Source organism: Burkholderia cepacia complex sp. TUM26381 (assembly GCF_057439935.1).
The window spans coordinates 688,942-704,611 of the sequence record NZ_CM172008.1 but is presented as its reverse complement, the minus strand read 5'-3'; the positions used below and the strand labels follow the sequence as shown (position 1 = coordinate 704,611).

Annotated in this window: 15 protein-coding genes; 14 read left to right on the top strand and 1 reads right to left on the bottom strand. The window is 66.4% G+C overall.

The genetic code is table 11. The features are described from left to right. Positions 1–294: 294 nt before the first annotated feature. The 10 genes from ACWMMN_RS35060 to ACWMMN_RS35015 all read left to right on the top strand — a co-directional run bounded on the left by ACWMMN_RS35060 (position 295) and on the right by ACWMMN_RS35015 (position 10,692). The gene (locus ACWMMN_RS35060) at positions 295–1,209 is read left to right on the top strand and encodes an alpha/beta hydrolase (protein WP_059241703.1); all 915 of its coding nucleotides are present in this window, start codon (positions 295–297) and stop codon (positions 1,207–1,209) included. Between the two features lie 183 nt (positions 1,210–1,392). After that, on the top strand, positions 1,393–2,010 hold the full coding sequence (locus tag ACWMMN_RS35055; RefSeq protein WP_256087391.1) for a TetR/AcrR family transcriptional regulator: 618 nt from the start codon (positions 1,393–1,395) through the stop codon (positions 2,008–2,010). 205 nt (positions 2,011–2,215) lie between these two features. Continuing rightward, positions 2,216–3,103: an HpcH/HpaI aldolase/citrate lyase family protein gene (locus tag ACWMMN_RS35050; protein WP_060326858.1), complete on the top strand. Its 888-nt coding sequence runs from the start codon at positions 2,216–2,218 to the stop codon at positions 3,101–3,103. 31 nt (positions 3,104–3,134) lie between these two features. After that, positions 3,135–3,596 carry a MaoC family dehydratase gene (locus tag ACWMMN_RS35045; RefSeq protein WP_031397797.1) on the top strand — a complete coding sequence of 154 codons (462 nt, stop codon included), beginning with the start codon at positions 3,135–3,137 and terminating at the stop codon, positions 3,594–3,596. 25 nt (positions 3,597–3,621) lie between these two features. Beyond that, positions 3,622–4,788, top strand: a complete 1,167-nt coding sequence (locus ACWMMN_RS35040) for an acyl-CoA dehydrogenase family protein (RefSeq protein ID WP_256087388.1) — start codon at positions 3,622–3,624, stop codon at positions 4,786–4,788. Between the two features lie 133 nt (positions 4,789–4,921). Beyond that, positions 4,922–6,160: a CaiB/BaiF CoA transferase family protein gene (locus ACWMMN_RS35035; RefSeq protein WP_486424140.1), complete on the top strand. Its 1,239-nt coding sequence runs from the start codon at positions 4,922–4,924 to the stop codon at positions 6,158–6,160. 2 nt (positions 6,161–6,162) lie between these two features. After that, the gene (locus tag ACWMMN_RS35030; protein WP_486424139.1) at positions 6,163–7,329 is read left to right on the top strand and encodes a CaiB/BaiF CoA transferase family protein; all 1,167 of its coding nucleotides are present in this window, start codon (positions 6,163–6,165) and stop codon (positions 7,327–7,329) included. A gap of 151 nt (positions 7,330–7,480) precedes the next feature. Beyond that, positions 7,481–8,167, top strand: coding sequence for a nitroreductase family protein (locus ACWMMN_RS35025; RefSeq protein WP_486424138.1), 687 nt, complete (start codon positions 7,481–7,483; stop codon positions 8,165–8,167). A 51-nt stretch (positions 8,168–8,218) separates the two neighbouring features. Then, a complete protein-coding gene (locus tag ACWMMN_RS35020; protein ID WP_486424137.1) occupies positions 8,219–9,715 on the top strand; it encodes a class I adenylate-forming enzyme family protein in 1,497 nt (498 codons plus the stop codon). Positions 9,716–9,858: 143 nt separating this feature from the next. Further along, positions 9,859–10,692 carry an AraC family transcriptional regulator gene (locus ACWMMN_RS35015; RefSeq protein ID WP_059241691.1) on the top strand — a complete coding sequence of 278 codons (834 nt, stop codon included), beginning with the start codon at positions 9,859–9,861 and terminating at the stop codon, positions 10,690–10,692. Positions 10,693–10,793: 101 nt separating this feature from the next. Here the strand turns inward: ACWMMN_RS35015 and ACWMMN_RS35010 are convergent, their stop codons facing one another. Continuing rightward, entirely contained in the window at positions 10,794–11,723 is a 930-nt protein-coding gene (locus ACWMMN_RS35010) for a LysR family transcriptional regulator (protein ID WP_059241689.1), read from the bottom strand. 112 nt (positions 11,724–11,835) lie between these two features. Between ACWMMN_RS35010 and ACWMMN_RS35005 the strand changes: the two genes are divergently transcribed. The 4 genes from ACWMMN_RS35005 to ACWMMN_RS34990 all read left to right on the top strand — a co-directional run bounded on the left by ACWMMN_RS35005 (position 11,836) and on the right by ACWMMN_RS34990 (position 15,664). Further along, complete coding sequence (locus ACWMMN_RS35005) at positions 11,836–13,008, top strand: acyl-CoA dehydrogenase family protein (protein ID WP_059241687.1); 1,173 nt, start codon at positions 11,836–11,838, stop codon at positions 13,006–13,008. A gap of 20 nt (positions 13,009–13,028) precedes the next feature. Beyond that, on the top strand, positions 13,029–13,778 hold the full coding sequence (locus tag ACWMMN_RS35000) for an electron transfer flavoprotein subunit beta/FixA family protein (RefSeq protein ID WP_486424136.1): 750 nt from the start codon (positions 13,029–13,031) through the stop codon (positions 13,776–13,778). Positions 13,779–13,794: 16 nt separating this feature from the next. Then, positions 13,795–14,727 carry an electron transfer flavoprotein subunit alpha/FixB family protein gene (locus ACWMMN_RS34995; RefSeq protein WP_059241683.1) on the top strand — a complete coding sequence of 311 codons (933 nt, stop codon included), beginning with the start codon at positions 13,795–13,797 and terminating at the stop codon, positions 14,725–14,727. A 79-nt stretch (positions 14,728–14,806) separates the two neighbouring features. Beyond that, positions 14,807–15,664, top strand: a complete 858-nt coding sequence (locus ACWMMN_RS34990) for an HTD2 family dehydratase (RefSeq protein WP_059241680.1) — start codon at positions 14,807–14,809, stop codon at positions 15,662–15,664. Positions 15,665–15,670 lie beyond the last annotated feature (6 nt).

Sequence of the window (15,670 nt, the reverse complement as noted above, 5' to 3'; positions counted from 1 at the left end):
GCGCTCGCCTCACCGACGCTGGACTCGCGACACGCGGCCCGGGCCGGTGGTGCGGCGGACCCTCCTATCGTAGGGGCCGATTGGCATTACTCAAGCGCGCAAATCTGACATCAGTCGTATGCCAGCCTTAACAATCGCGGCCTTGGGCAACGCATCGTGGCGAAGCGTGTGCCTTAGATTCTGTAAAGGCAGACTTAACACTGAAGTCTGTTTTAGCCCATATATCTGAATCAATTTCTTGCCTACCATGGCATCACATCACCTCGTTGCCACCCACCACTGGAGTTACCCATCATGCAGAAAGTCAACTTCAAGAACCTGAACGGCCAGGGCGTCACGATTGCCGCCGTGATCCACGTTCCCGCCGGTTTCGATTCGAACGCGAAATACCCGGCCGTCGTCGTCGCGCATCCGGGCGGCGGCGTGAAGGAACAGACGGCCGGCCTGTACGCGCAGAAACTGGCCGAGAACGGTCTTGTCGCGATCGCGTTCGACGCGTCGTATCAAGGCGAAAGCACCGGCGAACCGCGCCAGCTCGAAAACCCGTATATCCGCACGGAAGACGTCAGCGCGGTGGTCGACTACCTGACCACGCTGCCGTACGTCGACGTCGAGCGGATCGGCGCGATGGGGATCTGCGCGGGCGGCGGCTACGCGGCCAACGCGGCCATCAACGACCGGCGCATCAAGGCGCTCGGCACGGTCAGCGCGGTCAACATCGGTTCGATGTTCCGCAATGGCTGGGAAAACAACGTGAAGGACGCCGATGCGATCCCGTACATCGCGCACGGTTCGCAGGCACGCACCAGCGATGCGTCGGGCGCGCAACTGGCCACGCTGCCGCTCGCGCCGATGCGCAAGGAAGACGCACCGAACAAGGAACTGGAAGAAGCATGGGAGTACTACCATACGCCGCGCTGCGAACACCCGAACGCACCCGGCTTCATGACCGCCCGCAGCCTCAACCAGATCATCACGTACGACGCGTACAACAAGGCTGAAGCATTCCTCACGCAGCCGCTGCAGATCGTGGCCGGCAGCGTCGCGGGCAGCAAGTGGATGAGCGACGACCTGTTCGCACGTGCCGCCAGCGCGGACAAGCGCTTCCATGTGGTCGAAGGCGCGAACCACATGTCGCTGTACGACGTCCCGCAATACGTCGACGAAGCCGTCTCCGTGCTCGCGCCGTTCTTCAAGGGCACGCTGTAACGCGAACCACGACCGGTACACGGCCGGCGCGCGCAACCGCGCATCGTGCCGGCCGGCCGGACGGACAACGAACGGATCGCCTGCTTCGCGCGGCGATCCGTTCGCGCATTTCGATTCTCCTGGTATCAACCTAACTACTGTTAGTATGTCGGCATGACTCACCATGTACAGGCAACCAGGGGAATGGCCAAACGATCGAAATCGAATTCCGCCGGTACGTGCGAGACGCGTGAATCGCTGATCCGTTTTGCCGCCCGCACGTTCGGCCTGCAAGGCTATTCGGCCACGACGATGCGCAACATCGCCGATCAGGCCGGCATCGAGGCCGCGAGCATCTACTACCACTTCTCGTCGAAGGAAGAACTCGTCGAAGCGGTGATGGAGCAAGGTGCCCTGCACATCCTCCATCACCTGAACGAGCAGCTGGACGCACTCGGCGCCGGCGCCACCGCCGAGCAACGGTTCCGTGCGGCGGTACTCGGGCAGATGCGCGGCCTCGTCATGCACGGCGATTTCGCGGTCGCGCACGGCCGGCTGCTGGGCCAGTTGCCCGACACGATCCGCGAACGGCAGGTCGTGCGGCGCGAACATCACCAGACGCTCTGGAACGGGTTGCTGGAAGACCTGCGTGCCGAAGGCAGGCTCCGCGACGACGTGGACATTCCCCTCGCGCGCATCCACATCCTGGGCAGCATCAACTCGATCCAGTCGTGGTTCAACCCGCAAAAGGGCCCGCTGGAGCGGGTCGCCGACCAGCTTTGCACCCTGTTCTTCTCCGGCGCGGGGCCAGCGTCGCGCTGATTGCCGCGCCCTGCCCCGCGGCCGACCCCCACCGTGCGCCGCCCTCGAACCCGGAACCGGCGTGCGCGCCGCAGCACCACAGCGTCTGCGTCTCGGTATAAACCCCAATGACGGTCTCGGCATTTGCGCATCAAACTAACTACCAGTTGTTAGGTAAAACCTGACGCATGTATCCGATGCCCCCCAACAACAGGCCGAGACAGTCATGACGACGCAGATGAAACCGATCCGTTCCTTCCTTTTCGTTCCGGGCAACAAGCCGACCTGGATCGAGAAGTCCATTCAGTCCGGCGCCGATGCGCTGATCCTCGACCTCGAGGACAGCGTGCCGCCGGCGCAGAAAGTCGAGGCGCGCGAGATCGTCCGCTCCAAGCTGGCCTGGCTGGCCGAGCAGAAGCAGCGCGTCTGGGTGCGCATCAACCGCAGCGCGCACCTGTACGACTTCGACGACATCCTGGCCATCGTGAACCCGGTGGTCGAGGGCATCGTGATCTCGAAGCCCTGCGGGCCGGAAGACATCCACACCGTGGCGTCGATGCTGGCCGAAGCCGAGTACCGCGCCGGCGTCGAGGTCGGCCATACCAAGGTGATTCCGCTGCTGGAAACCGCCCGCTCGCTGCAACTCGCGTATGAAATCGCGCAGCACGAACGGGTGCCCGCGATCGTGGGCGCGACGGCCAAGAACGCCGACGTGGCGCGCGCGCTGAAGACCGTCTGGTCGCTTGAAGGCCGCGAAACCCAGTTCCTGAAGTCGCGCATCGTGATGGCCGCGCGCGCCGCCGGCAAGCTGCCGATCGGCGGCGTGTGGCAGCAGGTGCACGACCTCGACGGCCTCAAGGTCTCGTCGGCGAACGATCGCCAGCTCGGCATGAGCGGCGAGCTGGTGCTGCACCCGTCGAACGTCGAGATCGTCAACCGCACCTACAGCCCCACCGAAGAGGAAGTCGCGTTCTACCAGGGGATGATCGACGCGCTCGACCAGGCCCAGGCGGAAGGCCGCGCGTCGTGCATCTATGACGGCGAGCACATCGACATCGCCCACGCGAAAACGGCACGCGAAATCATCGCGCTCGCGCAGTCGTTCAACCGCTGATTACCCACCCGAATACGTCAGGAGACACAAAATGGCAGGCCTCTACTTCGAAGAATTCAAGCCCGGCATGGTGATCGAGCATGCGATCCGCCGCACGGTGACCGAGACCGACAACGTGCTGTTCTCGGCGATGACCTACAACTGCGCGCCGCTGCACATCGACGCCGAATACAGCAAGAACACGATGTACGGCCAGCGCCTCGTGAACAGCATGTTCCTGCTCGCGCTGGTGGCCGGCATCACCGTGTACGAAACGACGCTCGGCACGACGCTCGGCAATCTGGGCTTCGGCGAGATCGCGTTCCCGAAGCCGACTTTCCACGGCGACACGATCCGCGTCGAGACCGAGATCGTCGAGGCGCGCCTGTCGAAGAGCCGCACCGATTCGGGCATCGTCACCTTCAAGCACGTGGCCCGCAACCAGCGCGACGAGATCGTGTGCACGGCCGTGCGCACGGGCCTGATGATGCTGCGCCCCGCCGGCCAGGCTTGACCTCGTTCCCGCAGGAGAATTTGACATGGACTACCAACTGAGCCCCGACCAGGTCGCGATCGTCGATGCCGCGCAGAAGATCTGCGCGGACTTTCCGCTCGAATACTGGCGCAACAAGGACAAGAATCACGAATTCCCGCACGAGTTCTTCACGGCCGTCGCGAGCGGCGGCTGGCTCGGCATCTGCATGCCGGAAGACGTGGGCGGCGCGAACCTCGGCGTGACGGAAGCGGCGCTGTTCATGCGCACGGTCGCCGAATGCGGCGGGCAGGCGGCGGCGTCGACCATCCACATGAACATCTTCGGGCTGCAGCCGGTCGTGCATTTCGGCACGGAAGCGCAGAAGAAGGCGTGGCTGCCGCCGTTCGCGCGCGGCGAACACAAGGCCTGTTTCGCGGTGACCGAGCCGGACACGGGCCTCGACACCACGAAACTCAAGGTGGTCGCGAAGAAGCAGCCCGACGGCAATTACCTGATCTCGGGCAAGAAGGTCTTCATCTCGACCGCGCAGGTGGCCGACCACATGCTGATCCTCGCGCGCACCACGCCGATCGAGGAAGTGAAGAAGCACAGCGAGGGGCTGAGCCTGTTCTACACGAAGCTCGATCGCCGCTATGTCGACATCCGCGAGATCGACAAGCTCGGCCGCGCGGCGGTCGATACCAACGAGCTGTTCATCGACGACCTGCCGGTGTCGAAGGACGAACTGATCGGCGAGGAAGGCAAGGGCCTGAGCTACATCTTCCACGGGATGAACGCCGAGCGCGTGCTGGTGGCCGTCGAGCAGGTCGGTATCGGCCGCGCGGTGCTCAACCTCGCGACGCAATACGCGAAGGAGCGCGTCGTGTTCGGCCGCCCGATCGGGCAAAACCAGGGCGTGCAGCATCCGCTCGCGCGCAACTGGGCGGAGCTGGAAGCGGCGAACCACATGATCTTCGCGGCGGCGGACCTATACGACCGGGGGCAACCGTGCGGCTCGGAGGCGAACGCGGCGAAGCTGCTGGCGTCCGAAGCGTGCATGAATGCGTGCCAGACGTCGATCCTCACGCACGGCGGCTTCGGTTATGCGAAGGAGTATCACGTCGAGCGGTTCATGCGCGAGGCGTGGATCGGCTACATTGCCCCTGTCACCCCGCAACTCATTCTGTCGAACATTGCCGAGCGCAAGCTCGGGTTGCCGAAGTCTTATTGAATCCGGTAATCCGCCGACGTTTTCCCGGTTCGGGAAACGTCGGGCATCGAACAGGCATAAAGAGCTGTCTGCGAGCCGCGCACCGGCGCATTCGGGCCGCGCACCGGCCGCAGGCCAGTTTCAGGAGACAAGCATGTCAGCTGCAAGACCGTTGGAAGGTATCCGAGTGCTCGATCTGACCGTGGCCCTGGCCGGCCCGTACGGATCGCTGCTGCTGGGTGGCATGGGTGCCGAAGTGATCCGCGTCGAATCGCCGGGCGGCGGCGACATCGCGCGCAACAATCCCCCCTATGTCGGCAAGGACGGCGTCCACTTCGGCGTCAAGGGCGACGACGAGGTGTCGCTGACCATCCTCAACCGCGCACGCAACAAGAAAAGCATCACGCTCGACCTGAAATCGGAACAGGGCAAGGCGCTGTTCATGGAGCTGGTCAAGGAATCCGACGTCGTCATCGAAAACGCCAGCGAGGGCGTGACGGCGCGCCTGGGCGTGGATTACGAGAGCGTGCGCCAGGTCAATCCGCGGATCGTCTATGCGTCGATCAAGGCGTTCGGCGAACCGAGCCCGTACAAGAACCTGAAGGGCATGGACATCATCGTCCAGGCGCTGTCGGGGATCATGGACGTGACCGGTTTCGCCGACGGCCCGCCGACCCGCTCGGGCCTGCCGATCGCCGACCTGATCACGCCGCTGTACGCCGTCAACGGCATCCTCGCCGCGCTGATTCACCGTGGCCGCACCGGCGTGGGCCAGTCCGTGCAGGTGTCGATGCTCGACTGCCTGTCGTCGCTGGTGGCCGAGGAGCATTTCGACGTGTTCCTGAAGCACGGCTACTCGAAGCGCTCGGGCAATTTCCAGGACCGGCTGGTACCGTTCGGCGTCTACGGCACGCGCGACGGCCACGTGGCGATGGTCGCGTTCCAGCCCGACTGGTTCCAGAACCTGATGGAAGCCGTGGGCCGGCCGGAGATCGTCACGGACCCGCGCTACGCGACGCGCGGCCCGCGCATGAAGCATGCGGCCGAGATCAACGCGATCATCGAGGCATGGACGAGCCGGCGCAGCACCGAGGAAGTCATCGCCGAGCTGCAAGTCAAGCGCGGCGTGCCGGCTGCGCCCGTGCGCTCGCCGCTCGACGTGCTGAAGGACCCGGTGCTGCAGGCGCGCGGCGCGGTGGTCAAGCTGGAGCACCCGGGGCTGGCCGATGTCGACGCGATGGGCATGGGCCTGCCGATCAAGCTGTCGCAGACGCCCGTGCAGTTCGACCAGCCGGCGCAGGAACTCGGCGCCGCCAACGACGAGATCTATCGGGGGCTGCTCAAGCTGTCCGAGGATCGCCTGCAGCAACTGCGCGAACAGGGAGTGATCTGACCATGCCAGCCGTGCCACCCCGTCGCGGCCCGCTCGCGGGCATCCGGATCGTCGAGATTGCGGGCATCGGCCCAGGGCCGCTGGCCGCGATGTTCCTGGCCGACCTGGGCGCGACCGTCATCCGCGTGGACCGCAAGGAACCTTCGGGGCTCGGCGCCCCGCGCCCCGTCGAATTCGACCTGGGCCTACGCAATCGCAAGTCCGTGCGCGTCGACCTGAAAGATCCCGCCGCGGTCGAAATGGTGCTCGAACTGATCGAGCGAGCCGACGGCCTGATCGAGGGCTTTCGTCCCGGCGTGATGGAGCGCCTCGGTCTCGGCCCCGAACCGTGCCTGGCGCGCAACCCGCGCCTCGTCTACGGCCGCGTGACCGGATGGGGGCAGGACGGCCCGCTGTCGCAGGTGGCCGGGCACGACCTGAACTACATTTCGATCACCGGCGCGCTGCATGCGATGGGCCGCGCCGGGCAGGCGCCGACGCCGCCGCTCAACGTGCTGGGCGACTATGCGGGCGGTTCGCTGTACCTGGCGTTCGGGCTGCTCGCGGGCATCCTCGAAGCACGCGGCTCCGGGCAGGGCCAGGTGGTGGACGCCGCGATGGTCGACGGCGTGGCGTCGATCATGACGGTGACGATGGGCCTGCATGCGGCCGGCATGCTCGACAAGGCGCGCGGCACGAACCTGCTCGACACCGGCGCGCCGTTCTACGAGGTGTACGCGTGCGCCGACGGCAAGTACGTCAGCGTCGGCCCCATCGAGGGCAAGTTCTACCGGCTGCTGCTCGAACAGCTCGGGTTGCAGGACCATCCGCGGCTGCAGGCGCAGATGGATCGCGCGCAATGGCCCGAAGCCAAGCAGATCCTCGCCGAGAAGTTCAGGGAACGCACGCGCGACGAGTGGGCGCAACAGCTCGGCCATCTCGACGTCTGCGTGGCGCCCGTGCTCGACTTCGACGAAGCGCCCGACCATCCGCACGTGAAGGCGCGCGGCACGTTCATCGACCTGGACGGCGTCACGCATCCGGCACCCGGCCCGCGTTTTTCGCGTACGCCCGCGGCCCAACCCGAACCGCCTGCGCCGCCGACGACCGACAACGCGATCGCCGCACTGCAGGACTGGCTGCCGGACGCGCGCATCGACGCCTGGCGCGCGCAAGGCACGTTCATCTGATGCGGGCGAACACGACCGCCGGCAGCGTCGCGCGCACCGCCCTGCGGCCGCCGGCGCAATCGTCGAGCGTGTTCCCCGCAGTGGTTTTCCGCTCGCGACCGTCGCGCCCCCGAAGCGCGCGGGCCGGGCAACTGGCAAGGACGCACCTGACATGACATCCCCCATCTCCGAACTCGCGGCGCTGGATCGCCTGACGAGCGGCCGCTCGACCTGCCGCGCGTACCGGCACCAGGCGCTGGACCTCGAACTGATCCGCAGCATCGTCGGCATGGCTGGCCGCTCGGCTTCGTGGTGCAACGTGCAACCGTGGCAACTGGTCATCACCGAAACGCCCGAGAGCACCGAACGCTTTCGGCAGGCGCTGATGCAGCGGGTCAACGATCATCCGGAAAACGAATCGGACCTGCCCTTCCCGCCGAGCTATGAAGGCATTTACCGCGAACGCCGGCGCGGCGCGGGCATTGCGCTGTATTCGTCGCTGGGTATCGGCCCGAAGGACAGCGAGCGCAGCGCCGAGCAGGCGTTCCGCAACTTCCGCATGTTCGACGCGCCGCACGTGGCGATCATCACGGTGCCGGCGGAACTGGGCCCCTATGCGCTCGTCGATGCCGGCGGCTTCGTGTCGTCGTTCCTGATCGCGGCCTATGCGCACGGCGTGGCGACTACGCCGCAGGGCGCGCTGGCGCGTCATGCCCGGTTCGTGCGCGAGTATTTCGACATTCCCGATACGCAGCACATGATTTGCGGCATCTCGTTCGGCTACGCGGAAGACGCGCATCCGGTCAACCAGTTCCGCACCACGCGTGCCGGCGTGGACGACCTGGTGCGCTTCGCCTGAGCCGGCCGGCCGTCGCATGCGTATCGAAGTAAGGGACGAGGAGCATCGCGCATGACCGCACGCATTCATGAATTGCTGGATCGCTGGCTGGCCGAGGCCCCCGGGCGCCCGTTCATCCATCTCCCCGATCGCAGCCTGAGCTACGCGGACGTCGGCACGCTGGCCGACGCGCTCGAACGCGAGCTGCGGGACGACGGCGTGCGCCGCGGCGACCGCGTGCTGGTGGTGGCCGACAACTGCGCCGAACATGCCGCGCTGCTGATCGCGTGCAGCCGCGTCGGCGCGTGGTCGTGCGGCGTCAATGCGCGCATGGCGCCGGGCGAAGTCGACGCGTTCGCGCTCAAGGCCGATGCGCGCGTGCTGTACTTCACGTCGGGCGTGTCGCCGGCGGCCGGCGCGCACGCGGCGCGGCACGGTGCCCGCCCATCATGCGTGAACGGCCTCACACGCAGCGCCGTGCATGCCGCGGCGCGGGTCGAACCGGAGCCGCTGGCGAGCGACGTGGCGGCCATCATCTTCACGTCCGGAACCACGGGCGCGCCCAAGGGCGTGATGATGACACACCGCGGCGTGCTGCATTTCGCGCGCGTATCGGCCGAATCGCGCGCGCTGGGCCCCGACGACCGCGTCTACGCCTACGCGCCGATGACGCACATCTTCGGTCTCGGCACGGTGCTGCTGGCGTCGCTGCACGCAGGCGCGGCGCTGGAAATGCGGCCGCAGTTCGAACCGGCGGAGCTGTTCGACGCGCTGGCTCACCGGGGCGTGAGCCAGGTGCAGGGTCCGCCGATGCTGTTCTCCCGGCTGCTGCGGTATTGCGCGGAACATCGTATCGCCCGCCCCGACGCGCCCTGCCTGCGCTATCTCTACGCTGGCGCCGGGCCGCTCGACATGGCGCTCAAGCAGCAGGTCGAGGCGTTGTTCGGGCAGCCGCTGCATCACGGCTACGGCCTGTCGGAATACGCGGGCTCGCTGCACGCCACCCGCCTCGGCGAAACGCGCGGCGATACCAGCGCGGGCTACGCATTCCCGGGCGCCGAGTTGCGCATCGTCGATCCGGCCAGCGGCCGGACGCTGCCCGCCGGCGCGCGCGGTGAAATCTGGCTGCGCGGCACGGGCCTGATGCCCGGTTATTTCCGCGACCCGCAGGCCACCGCCGACGTGATGCGCGATGGCGGCTGGTACGCATCGGGCGACCTGGGCGAACTGCACGACGACGGCGCGCTGTTCATCGTCGGGCGGCTCAAGGAGATGATCATCCGCTCCGGGTTCAACGTGTATCCGGGCGAAGTGGAACAGGCGCTCAACCGTTTCCCGGGCATCCTGAACTCGGCCGTCGTCGGGCAGAAAGAAAGGGACGGCAACGAGGCCGTCATCGCATTCGTCGAGCTCGATGCCGCGCATCCGCTGGACGAACGCGCGTTGCGCCGGTATTTGCGCGAGCAACTCGCGCCGTACAAGCATCCCGCGCGCATCATCCCCATCGACAAACTGCCGTTCAACAGCAACGGCAAGCTCATGCGGCGGCAATTGCTGGAACGGCTGTAGGCCGCTGCCGCCCCGCCTTTCCCTGCCCGCGCCGCGCCGGTCACGCGTGCGCGAGCCGGCACACGCCCCCTTCCCCGCGCCCGCCGAAAACCGCAAAATCTGCAAACCCGCCGACCCTACATTGCTCCTCCAGGAGCCCGCAATTGAAACCCCGAACCCTTACCCAGTACGCCCGGCGCATGGACCCTGTCCTGCGCTGGCTGGCAAGCCACCCCGACGCCGACCCGGATCTGTATCTGCTGGCCGACCTCGCGTGCTTGTCGCCGTATCACTTTCACCGCGTCTACCGCGCGATGATCGGCGAGACGGTGAACGCCACCGTGCAGCGCATTCGCATGCACCGCGCGGCGGTCGCACTGGGCGGGACCGGGGCGCCATTGCGCGACGTTGCGCAGCGCGCCGGCTATGCGTCGGACGCTGCCTTCAACCGCGCGTTCGGTGCGACCTTCGGCATGTCGCCGGGGCGCTACCGCGCGGCCCGCTCCGTTCCGTTCAATCCCAAGGAGCTCGGCATGTATCCCGTCACCATCGAAACCTTCCCCGGCGCCGTGCTGGCCGCGTTGCCCCATCGCGGCAGTTATCAGGAAATCGGTCCGGTCTTCACCCGCGCGTTCATGCTGGCCGCCGGCCGTGGCCTGGCGCGCCCCGAAGCGATCGGCTTCGGCGTGTATTTCGACGATCCCGAGCAGGTGCCGCCCGACCGGCTGCGCTCGATGGCCGGCATGTCCGTCGCGCCCGATGCCGACCTGGGCGACGAGCTGGAACGCTTCGAGATTCCCGCCGGCCGCTGCGCGATCCTGACCTACACCGGGCCGTACAACGAAATGGACCAGCCGTACAACTGGATGTTTTCGGAATGGCTGCCCGCCAGCGGCATGGTGCCCGCCGACTTCCCGATGTTCGAGCAATACCTGAACGACCCGCGCACCACGCCGCCCGCCCGGTTGCAGACGCGCATCTGCATGCCGTTGAAGTAAGCGTTGCGCGGCTCGCGCATGCGAGCCGCAGCCTGCCGGCGCCGGTGCTGGCGCTGGCACACCCCGGCCGGGCCCGCCCGCCGGGGTGCGCGTTGGTCGCCCTAGCCCAGCCAGCGCGCATCGGGCCAGTGGCCCTCGTCGAACGTGGCCTTCACGCAGTCGAGCAGTACGGCGACCACGCAGCGGACCGGCGCCGTGGCCTGCCGGCTGCTGGGCGCCGCCAGCACGATCGTGCGCTTGATGCCCGGCGGCGCGAGCGGCGCCGCGCACAGCGTGCCCTGCTCGACTTCCCGCGTGACGCCGACGGCCGGCAGGATCGTCCAGCCGTGGCCTTGCGCGACCAGATCCTTCTGCACGCTCAGTGCATTCGTTTCGGTGACGACCCGCAGCGTCACGTCCGCTTCGGCCGCGGCGTGCTCGATCGCCGCGCGCAGGCCCTGCGGCGCGGACGGCAGGATGAACGGCTCGCTCGCCACGCGCGACAGCGCGAGCGGCCGCTTGCGCGACAGCCCGGCAGACGGCGCGGCCACCGCCCACAGGCTTTCCTCGATCAGCGCCTTGACGTGCAGCGCGGGCGTTTCCTTCTGCCCGTACAACAGCGCGGTGTCCACGTCCCCGGCTTCGAGCCAGTCCTGCAGGTGCCCCGCGTAGCCGATCGTGAGCCGCAGGCGGATGTGCGGGTAACGCCGCGCAACCTCGCTCGCCAGCCGCGTGGCCAGCAGATCCGACGTGCTGGCCAGCAGGCCGATGCTCACGATGCCGGCGACCGGCCCGTCGGTAGGCTGAATCTCGGCCTTGGCGCGCGCCACCTCGTTGAGGATGCGCCGCGCGTATTCGAGCATCGTCTTGCCCGACGGCGTGAGCTGCATCCCGTGACGGCCGCGCTCGAACAGCTCGGTGCCCATGTCTTCCTCGAGCAGGCGCAGCTGGCGCGACACCGCCGGCTGCACGAGATTCAGCAGGCTCGACGCACGCGTGACGTTGCCGGTTTCGGCCACCGTGACGAAGGCGCGCAGTTGCTTGAGATCCATCGCAGAGTCCTCGATACCGAAAACTGATACATCCATCAAAAAATTCTATTTTTTCACCGATCCATCAAAACTTATTATGGACCTAACCGATGCCAAAAACGAGACAGGATTCATGAGCGCCTCCATTTTTTCCGCCCCCGACCAGTACCAGGAAATTCGCGATGCCGTGCGCGGCCTCTGCAGCCAGTTTCCGGCCGAATACCACCGCAAGATCGACGAGGAGCGCGGTTATCCCGAGGCCTTCGTCACCGCGCTCACGCAGGCCGGCTGGCTGGCCGCGCTGATCCCGCAGGAATACGACGGCCCCGGCCTGTCGATGGCCGAGGCGTCGGTCATCATGGAAGAGATCAACCGTTCCGGCGGCAATTCCGGCGCGTGCCACGGCCAGATGTACGTGATGAACACCATCGTGTTCAGCGGCACCGAAGCGCAGAAACAGCGTTACCTGCCGCGCATCGCGTCCGGCGAGCTGCGCGTGCAGTCGATGGGCGTGACCGAGCCCACCACCGGCAGCGATACCACCAAGCTCAAGACCACCGCAGTCAAGAAGGACGGCCGCTGGGTCATCAACGGCCAGAAGGTCTGGATCTCGCGCGTGCAGCACAGCGACCTGCTGATCCTGCTCGCGCGCACCACGCCGCTGGATCAGGTGCAGAAGAAGAGCGACGGCCTGTCGTGCTTCATCGTCGAGCTGGACAAGGCGATCGGCAACGGCCTCACCGTGCGTCCGATCCTCAACATGGTCAACCACGAGACGAACGAGCTGTTCTTCGACAATCTCGAACTGCCGGAAGACGCGCTGCTCGGCACCGAGGGCAAGGGGCTGAAGGTGATTTTCGACGGCCTGAACGCCGAGCGCACGCTGATCGCGGCCGAGTGCATCGGCGACGGTTACTGGTTCCTGGAAAAGGCCCGCGACTACGCGGTCGAGCGCAAGGTGTTCGGCCGCCCGATCGGGCAGAACCAGGGGATCCAGTTTCCGCTGGCCGAATCGTTCATCGAGCTGGAAGCCGCCAACCTGATGCGCTGGCGTGCGTGCGAGAAGATCGACGCGCGCCAGAACGCGGGCGTCGAGGCCAACATGGCCAAGTACCTGGCCGCGAAGGCGAGCTGGGAAGCGGCAAACGCGTGCCTGCAGACGCACGGCGGTTTCGGTTTCGCATGCGAATACGACGTCGAACGCAAATTCCGCGAAACGCGCCTGTATCAGGTCGCACCGATTTCCACCAACATGATTTTGGGCCACGTAGCCGAGCACGTGCTGCAACTGCCCCGTTCCTACTGATTTCCGAAGGAAACCTTTTCATGAAGATTCTCGTACCCGTCAAGCGCGTGGTCGACGCGAACGTGAAGGTCGGCGTGAAGTCCGATCATTCCGGTGTCGACATCGCGAACGTGAAGATGTCGATGAACCCGTTCGACGAAATCGCCGTTGAAGAAGCGGTGCGCCTGAAGGAAGCGGGCGTGGCGACCGAAGTGATCGCCGTATCGGTCGGCGTCACGCAAGCGCAGGAAACGCTGCGTACGGCGCTGGCGATCGGCGCGGATCGCGCGATCCTCGTCGAGTCGACCGACAGCGTCGAGCCGCTGGCCGTCGCGAAGATCCTGAAGGCGCTGGTCGACAAGGAACAGCCGCAACTGGTGATCCTCGGCAAGCAGGCGATCGACGACGATTCGAACCAGACGGGCCAGATGCTGGCCGCGCTGGCCGGCCTGCCGCAAGCGACGTTCGCGTCGAAGGTGACGGTGGCCGACGGTAAGGCAACGGTCGCACGCGAAGTCGACGGCGGCGCTGAAACGCTGTCGCTGGCGCTGCCGGCGGTGATCACGACCGATCTGCGCCTGAACGAGCCGCGCTACGTGACGCTGCCGAACATCATGAAGGCGAAGAAGAAGCCGCTGGAAACCGTGAAGCCGGAAGACCTGGGCGTGAACGTCGCGCCGCGTCTGAAGACGCTGAAGGTGGTCGAGCCGCCGAAGCGCGCAGCCGGCGTGAAGGTGCCGGACGTGAAGACGCTGGTCGAGAAGCTGAAGACCGAAGCCAAGGTGCTGTAAGAGGGAGCGCAAGAAAATGACGATTCTGGTGATTGCAGAACACGACAACGCGTCGGTCAAGGCCGCGACGTTGAACACGGTGGCGGCGGCAGCGAAGATCGGCGGCGACATCCACGTGCTGGTCGCGGGCCACAACGCGCAAGCGGCGGCAGACGCGGCAGCGAAGATCGCAGGTGTGTCGAAGGTGCTGCTGGCCGATGCGCCGCAGCTCGAAGCGGGCCTCGCGGAAAACGTCGAAGCGACCGCGCTGAACATTGCGAAGGACTATTCGCACATCCTCGCGCCGGCGACCGCCTACGGCAAGAACATCGCACCGCGTATCGCCGCGAAGCTGGACGTCGCGCAGATCTCGGACATCACGGCGGTCGATTCGGCCGACACGTTCGAGCGCCCGATCTACGCGGGCAACGCGATCGCGACGGTGCAGTCGAGCGATCCGATCAAGGTCATCACGGTGCGTGCGACGGGCTTCGATCCGGTGGCGGCCGAAGGCGGCAGCGCGGCGGTCGAGAAGATCGAGGCGGCGGCCGATGCAGGCAAGTCGCAGTTCGTGAGCCGCGAAGTGACGAAGCTGGACCGTCCGGAACTCACGAGCGCGAAGATCATCGTGTCGGGTGGCCGCGGTCTGGGCAGCGGCGAGAACTTCGCGTTGGTGCTGGAGCCGCTGGCCGACAAGCTGTCGGCAGCACTGGGCGCATCGCGTGCCGCAGTCGACGCCGGCTACGTGCCGAACGACTATCAGGTCGGCCAGACCGGCAAGATCGTCGCGCCGCAGCTATACATCGCGGTCGGCATCTCGGGTGCGATCCAGCATCTGGCCGGCATGAAGGATTCGAAGGTGATCGTCGCGATCAACAAGGATCCGGAAGCACCGATCTTCAGCGTGGCCGACTACGGCCTCGTCGGCGATCTGTTCGCGCTGGTGCCGGAACTGGTCAACGAACTCTGACGGGAACGGCTGCAACGGCACGCTTGCACGAGCCCTTGCAGCCTTCACGACGCTTCAATCATCGAGAGCGCGAAACGACATGAGTGTCGAACAACCCGAATCATTCGACGCGTGGGTCGGCCGCCGCGAAGAAAGCGCGGACCGGATTACCCGGGCGCCGATCCGGCTCCTGCGAGCGACGCTGGATTATGACGACGCGTCCGCGCTGCCGGCCGCCCTGCCGCCGCTGTGGCACTGGCTGTACTTCCTGCCGGGCGAGCGCCAGTCGAACATCGGTGCAGACGGCCACCCGCGGCGCGGCGGTTTCCTGCCGCCGGTCGCGCTCCCGCGACGCATGTGGGCCGGCGGACGGCTGCAGTTCTTGCGCCCGCTGGCCGTTGATGCGACGGTGCAGCGTCGTTCCACGATCATGAACGTACAGAGCAAGTCCGGCCGTAGCGGCCAGCTCGTGTTCGTGACCGTGCTGCATGAAATCAGCGACGCGCAAGGCGTGGCGATCCGCGAGGAACAGGACATCGTGTATCGCGACGCCCCGCCGCCCGCGTCGGCCGGCGCCCCCGCACCGGCTCCGCAGCCGGCACCGGCCGACGAACAGTATTCGCGCACCATCACGCCCGACCCGGTGCTGCTGATGCGCTTTTCCGCCCTGACCTTCAACGGCCACCGGATCCACTATGACCGCCCGTATGCGATGCAGGAAGAAGGTTATCCGGGCCTGGTGGTGCACGGCCCGCTGATCGCGATGCTGCTGATGGAGGAACTGCGCCTCACGCACCCCGGCAAGACCATTCGCAGTTTCGAATTCAAGGCGGTCAGCCCGCTGTTCGACACCGCGCCCTTCACGGTGAACGGCGCGCTCGAAGGCCATACCGCCCGCGTGTGGGCACGCGGCCCGCAAGGACAGCTGGCCATGCAGGCCAGCGCCGAACTGGAATAACGATCC

Coding starts and splice junctions, on each gene's coding strand:
- ACWMMN_RS35060 (WP_059241703.1), top strand. CDS start 295: ATGCAGAAAGTCAACTTCAAGAACCTGAACGGCCAGGGCGTCACGATT.
- ACWMMN_RS35055 (WP_256087391.1), top strand. CDS start 1,393: ATGGCCAAACGATCGAAATCGAATTCCGCCGGTACGTGCGAGACGCGT.
- ACWMMN_RS35050 (WP_060326858.1), top strand. CDS start 2,216: ATGACGACGCAGATGAAACCGATCCGTTCCTTCCTTTTCGTTCCGGGC.
- ACWMMN_RS35045 (WP_031397797.1), top strand. CDS start 3,135: ATGGCAGGCCTCTACTTCGAAGAATTCAAGCCCGGCATGGTGATCGAG.
- ACWMMN_RS35040 (WP_256087388.1), top strand. CDS start 3,622: ATGGACTACCAACTGAGCCCCGACCAGGTCGCGATCGTCGATGCCGCG.
- ACWMMN_RS35035 (WP_486424140.1), top strand. CDS start 4,922: ATGTCAGCTGCAAGACCGTTGGAAGGTATCCGAGTGCTCGATCTGACC.
- ACWMMN_RS35030 (WP_486424139.1), top strand. CDS start 6,163: ATGCCAGCCGTGCCACCCCGTCGCGGCCCGCTCGCGGGCATCCGGATC.
- ACWMMN_RS35025 (WP_486424138.1), top strand. CDS start 7,481: ATGACATCCCCCATCTCCGAACTCGCGGCGCTGGATCGCCTGACGAGC.
- ACWMMN_RS35020 (WP_486424137.1), top strand. CDS start 8,219: ATGACCGCACGCATTCATGAATTGCTGGATCGCTGGCTGGCCGAGGCC.
- ACWMMN_RS35010 (WP_059241689.1), bottom strand. CDS start 11,723: ATGGATCTCAAGCAACTGCGCGCCTTCGTCACGGTGGCCGAAACCGGC.
- ACWMMN_RS35005 (WP_059241687.1), top strand. CDS start 11,836: ATGAGCGCCTCCATTTTTTCCGCCCCCGACCAGTACCAGGAAATTCGC.
- ACWMMN_RS35000 (WP_486424136.1), top strand. CDS start 13,029: ATGAAGATTCTCGTACCCGTCAAGCGCGTGGTCGACGCGAACGTGAAG.
- ACWMMN_RS34995 (WP_059241683.1), top strand. CDS start 13,795: ATGACGATTCTGGTGATTGCAGAACACGACAACGCGTCGGTCAAGGCC.
- ACWMMN_RS34990 (WP_059241680.1), top strand. CDS start 14,807: ATGAGTGTCGAACAACCCGAATCATTCGACGCGTGGGTCGGCCGCCGC.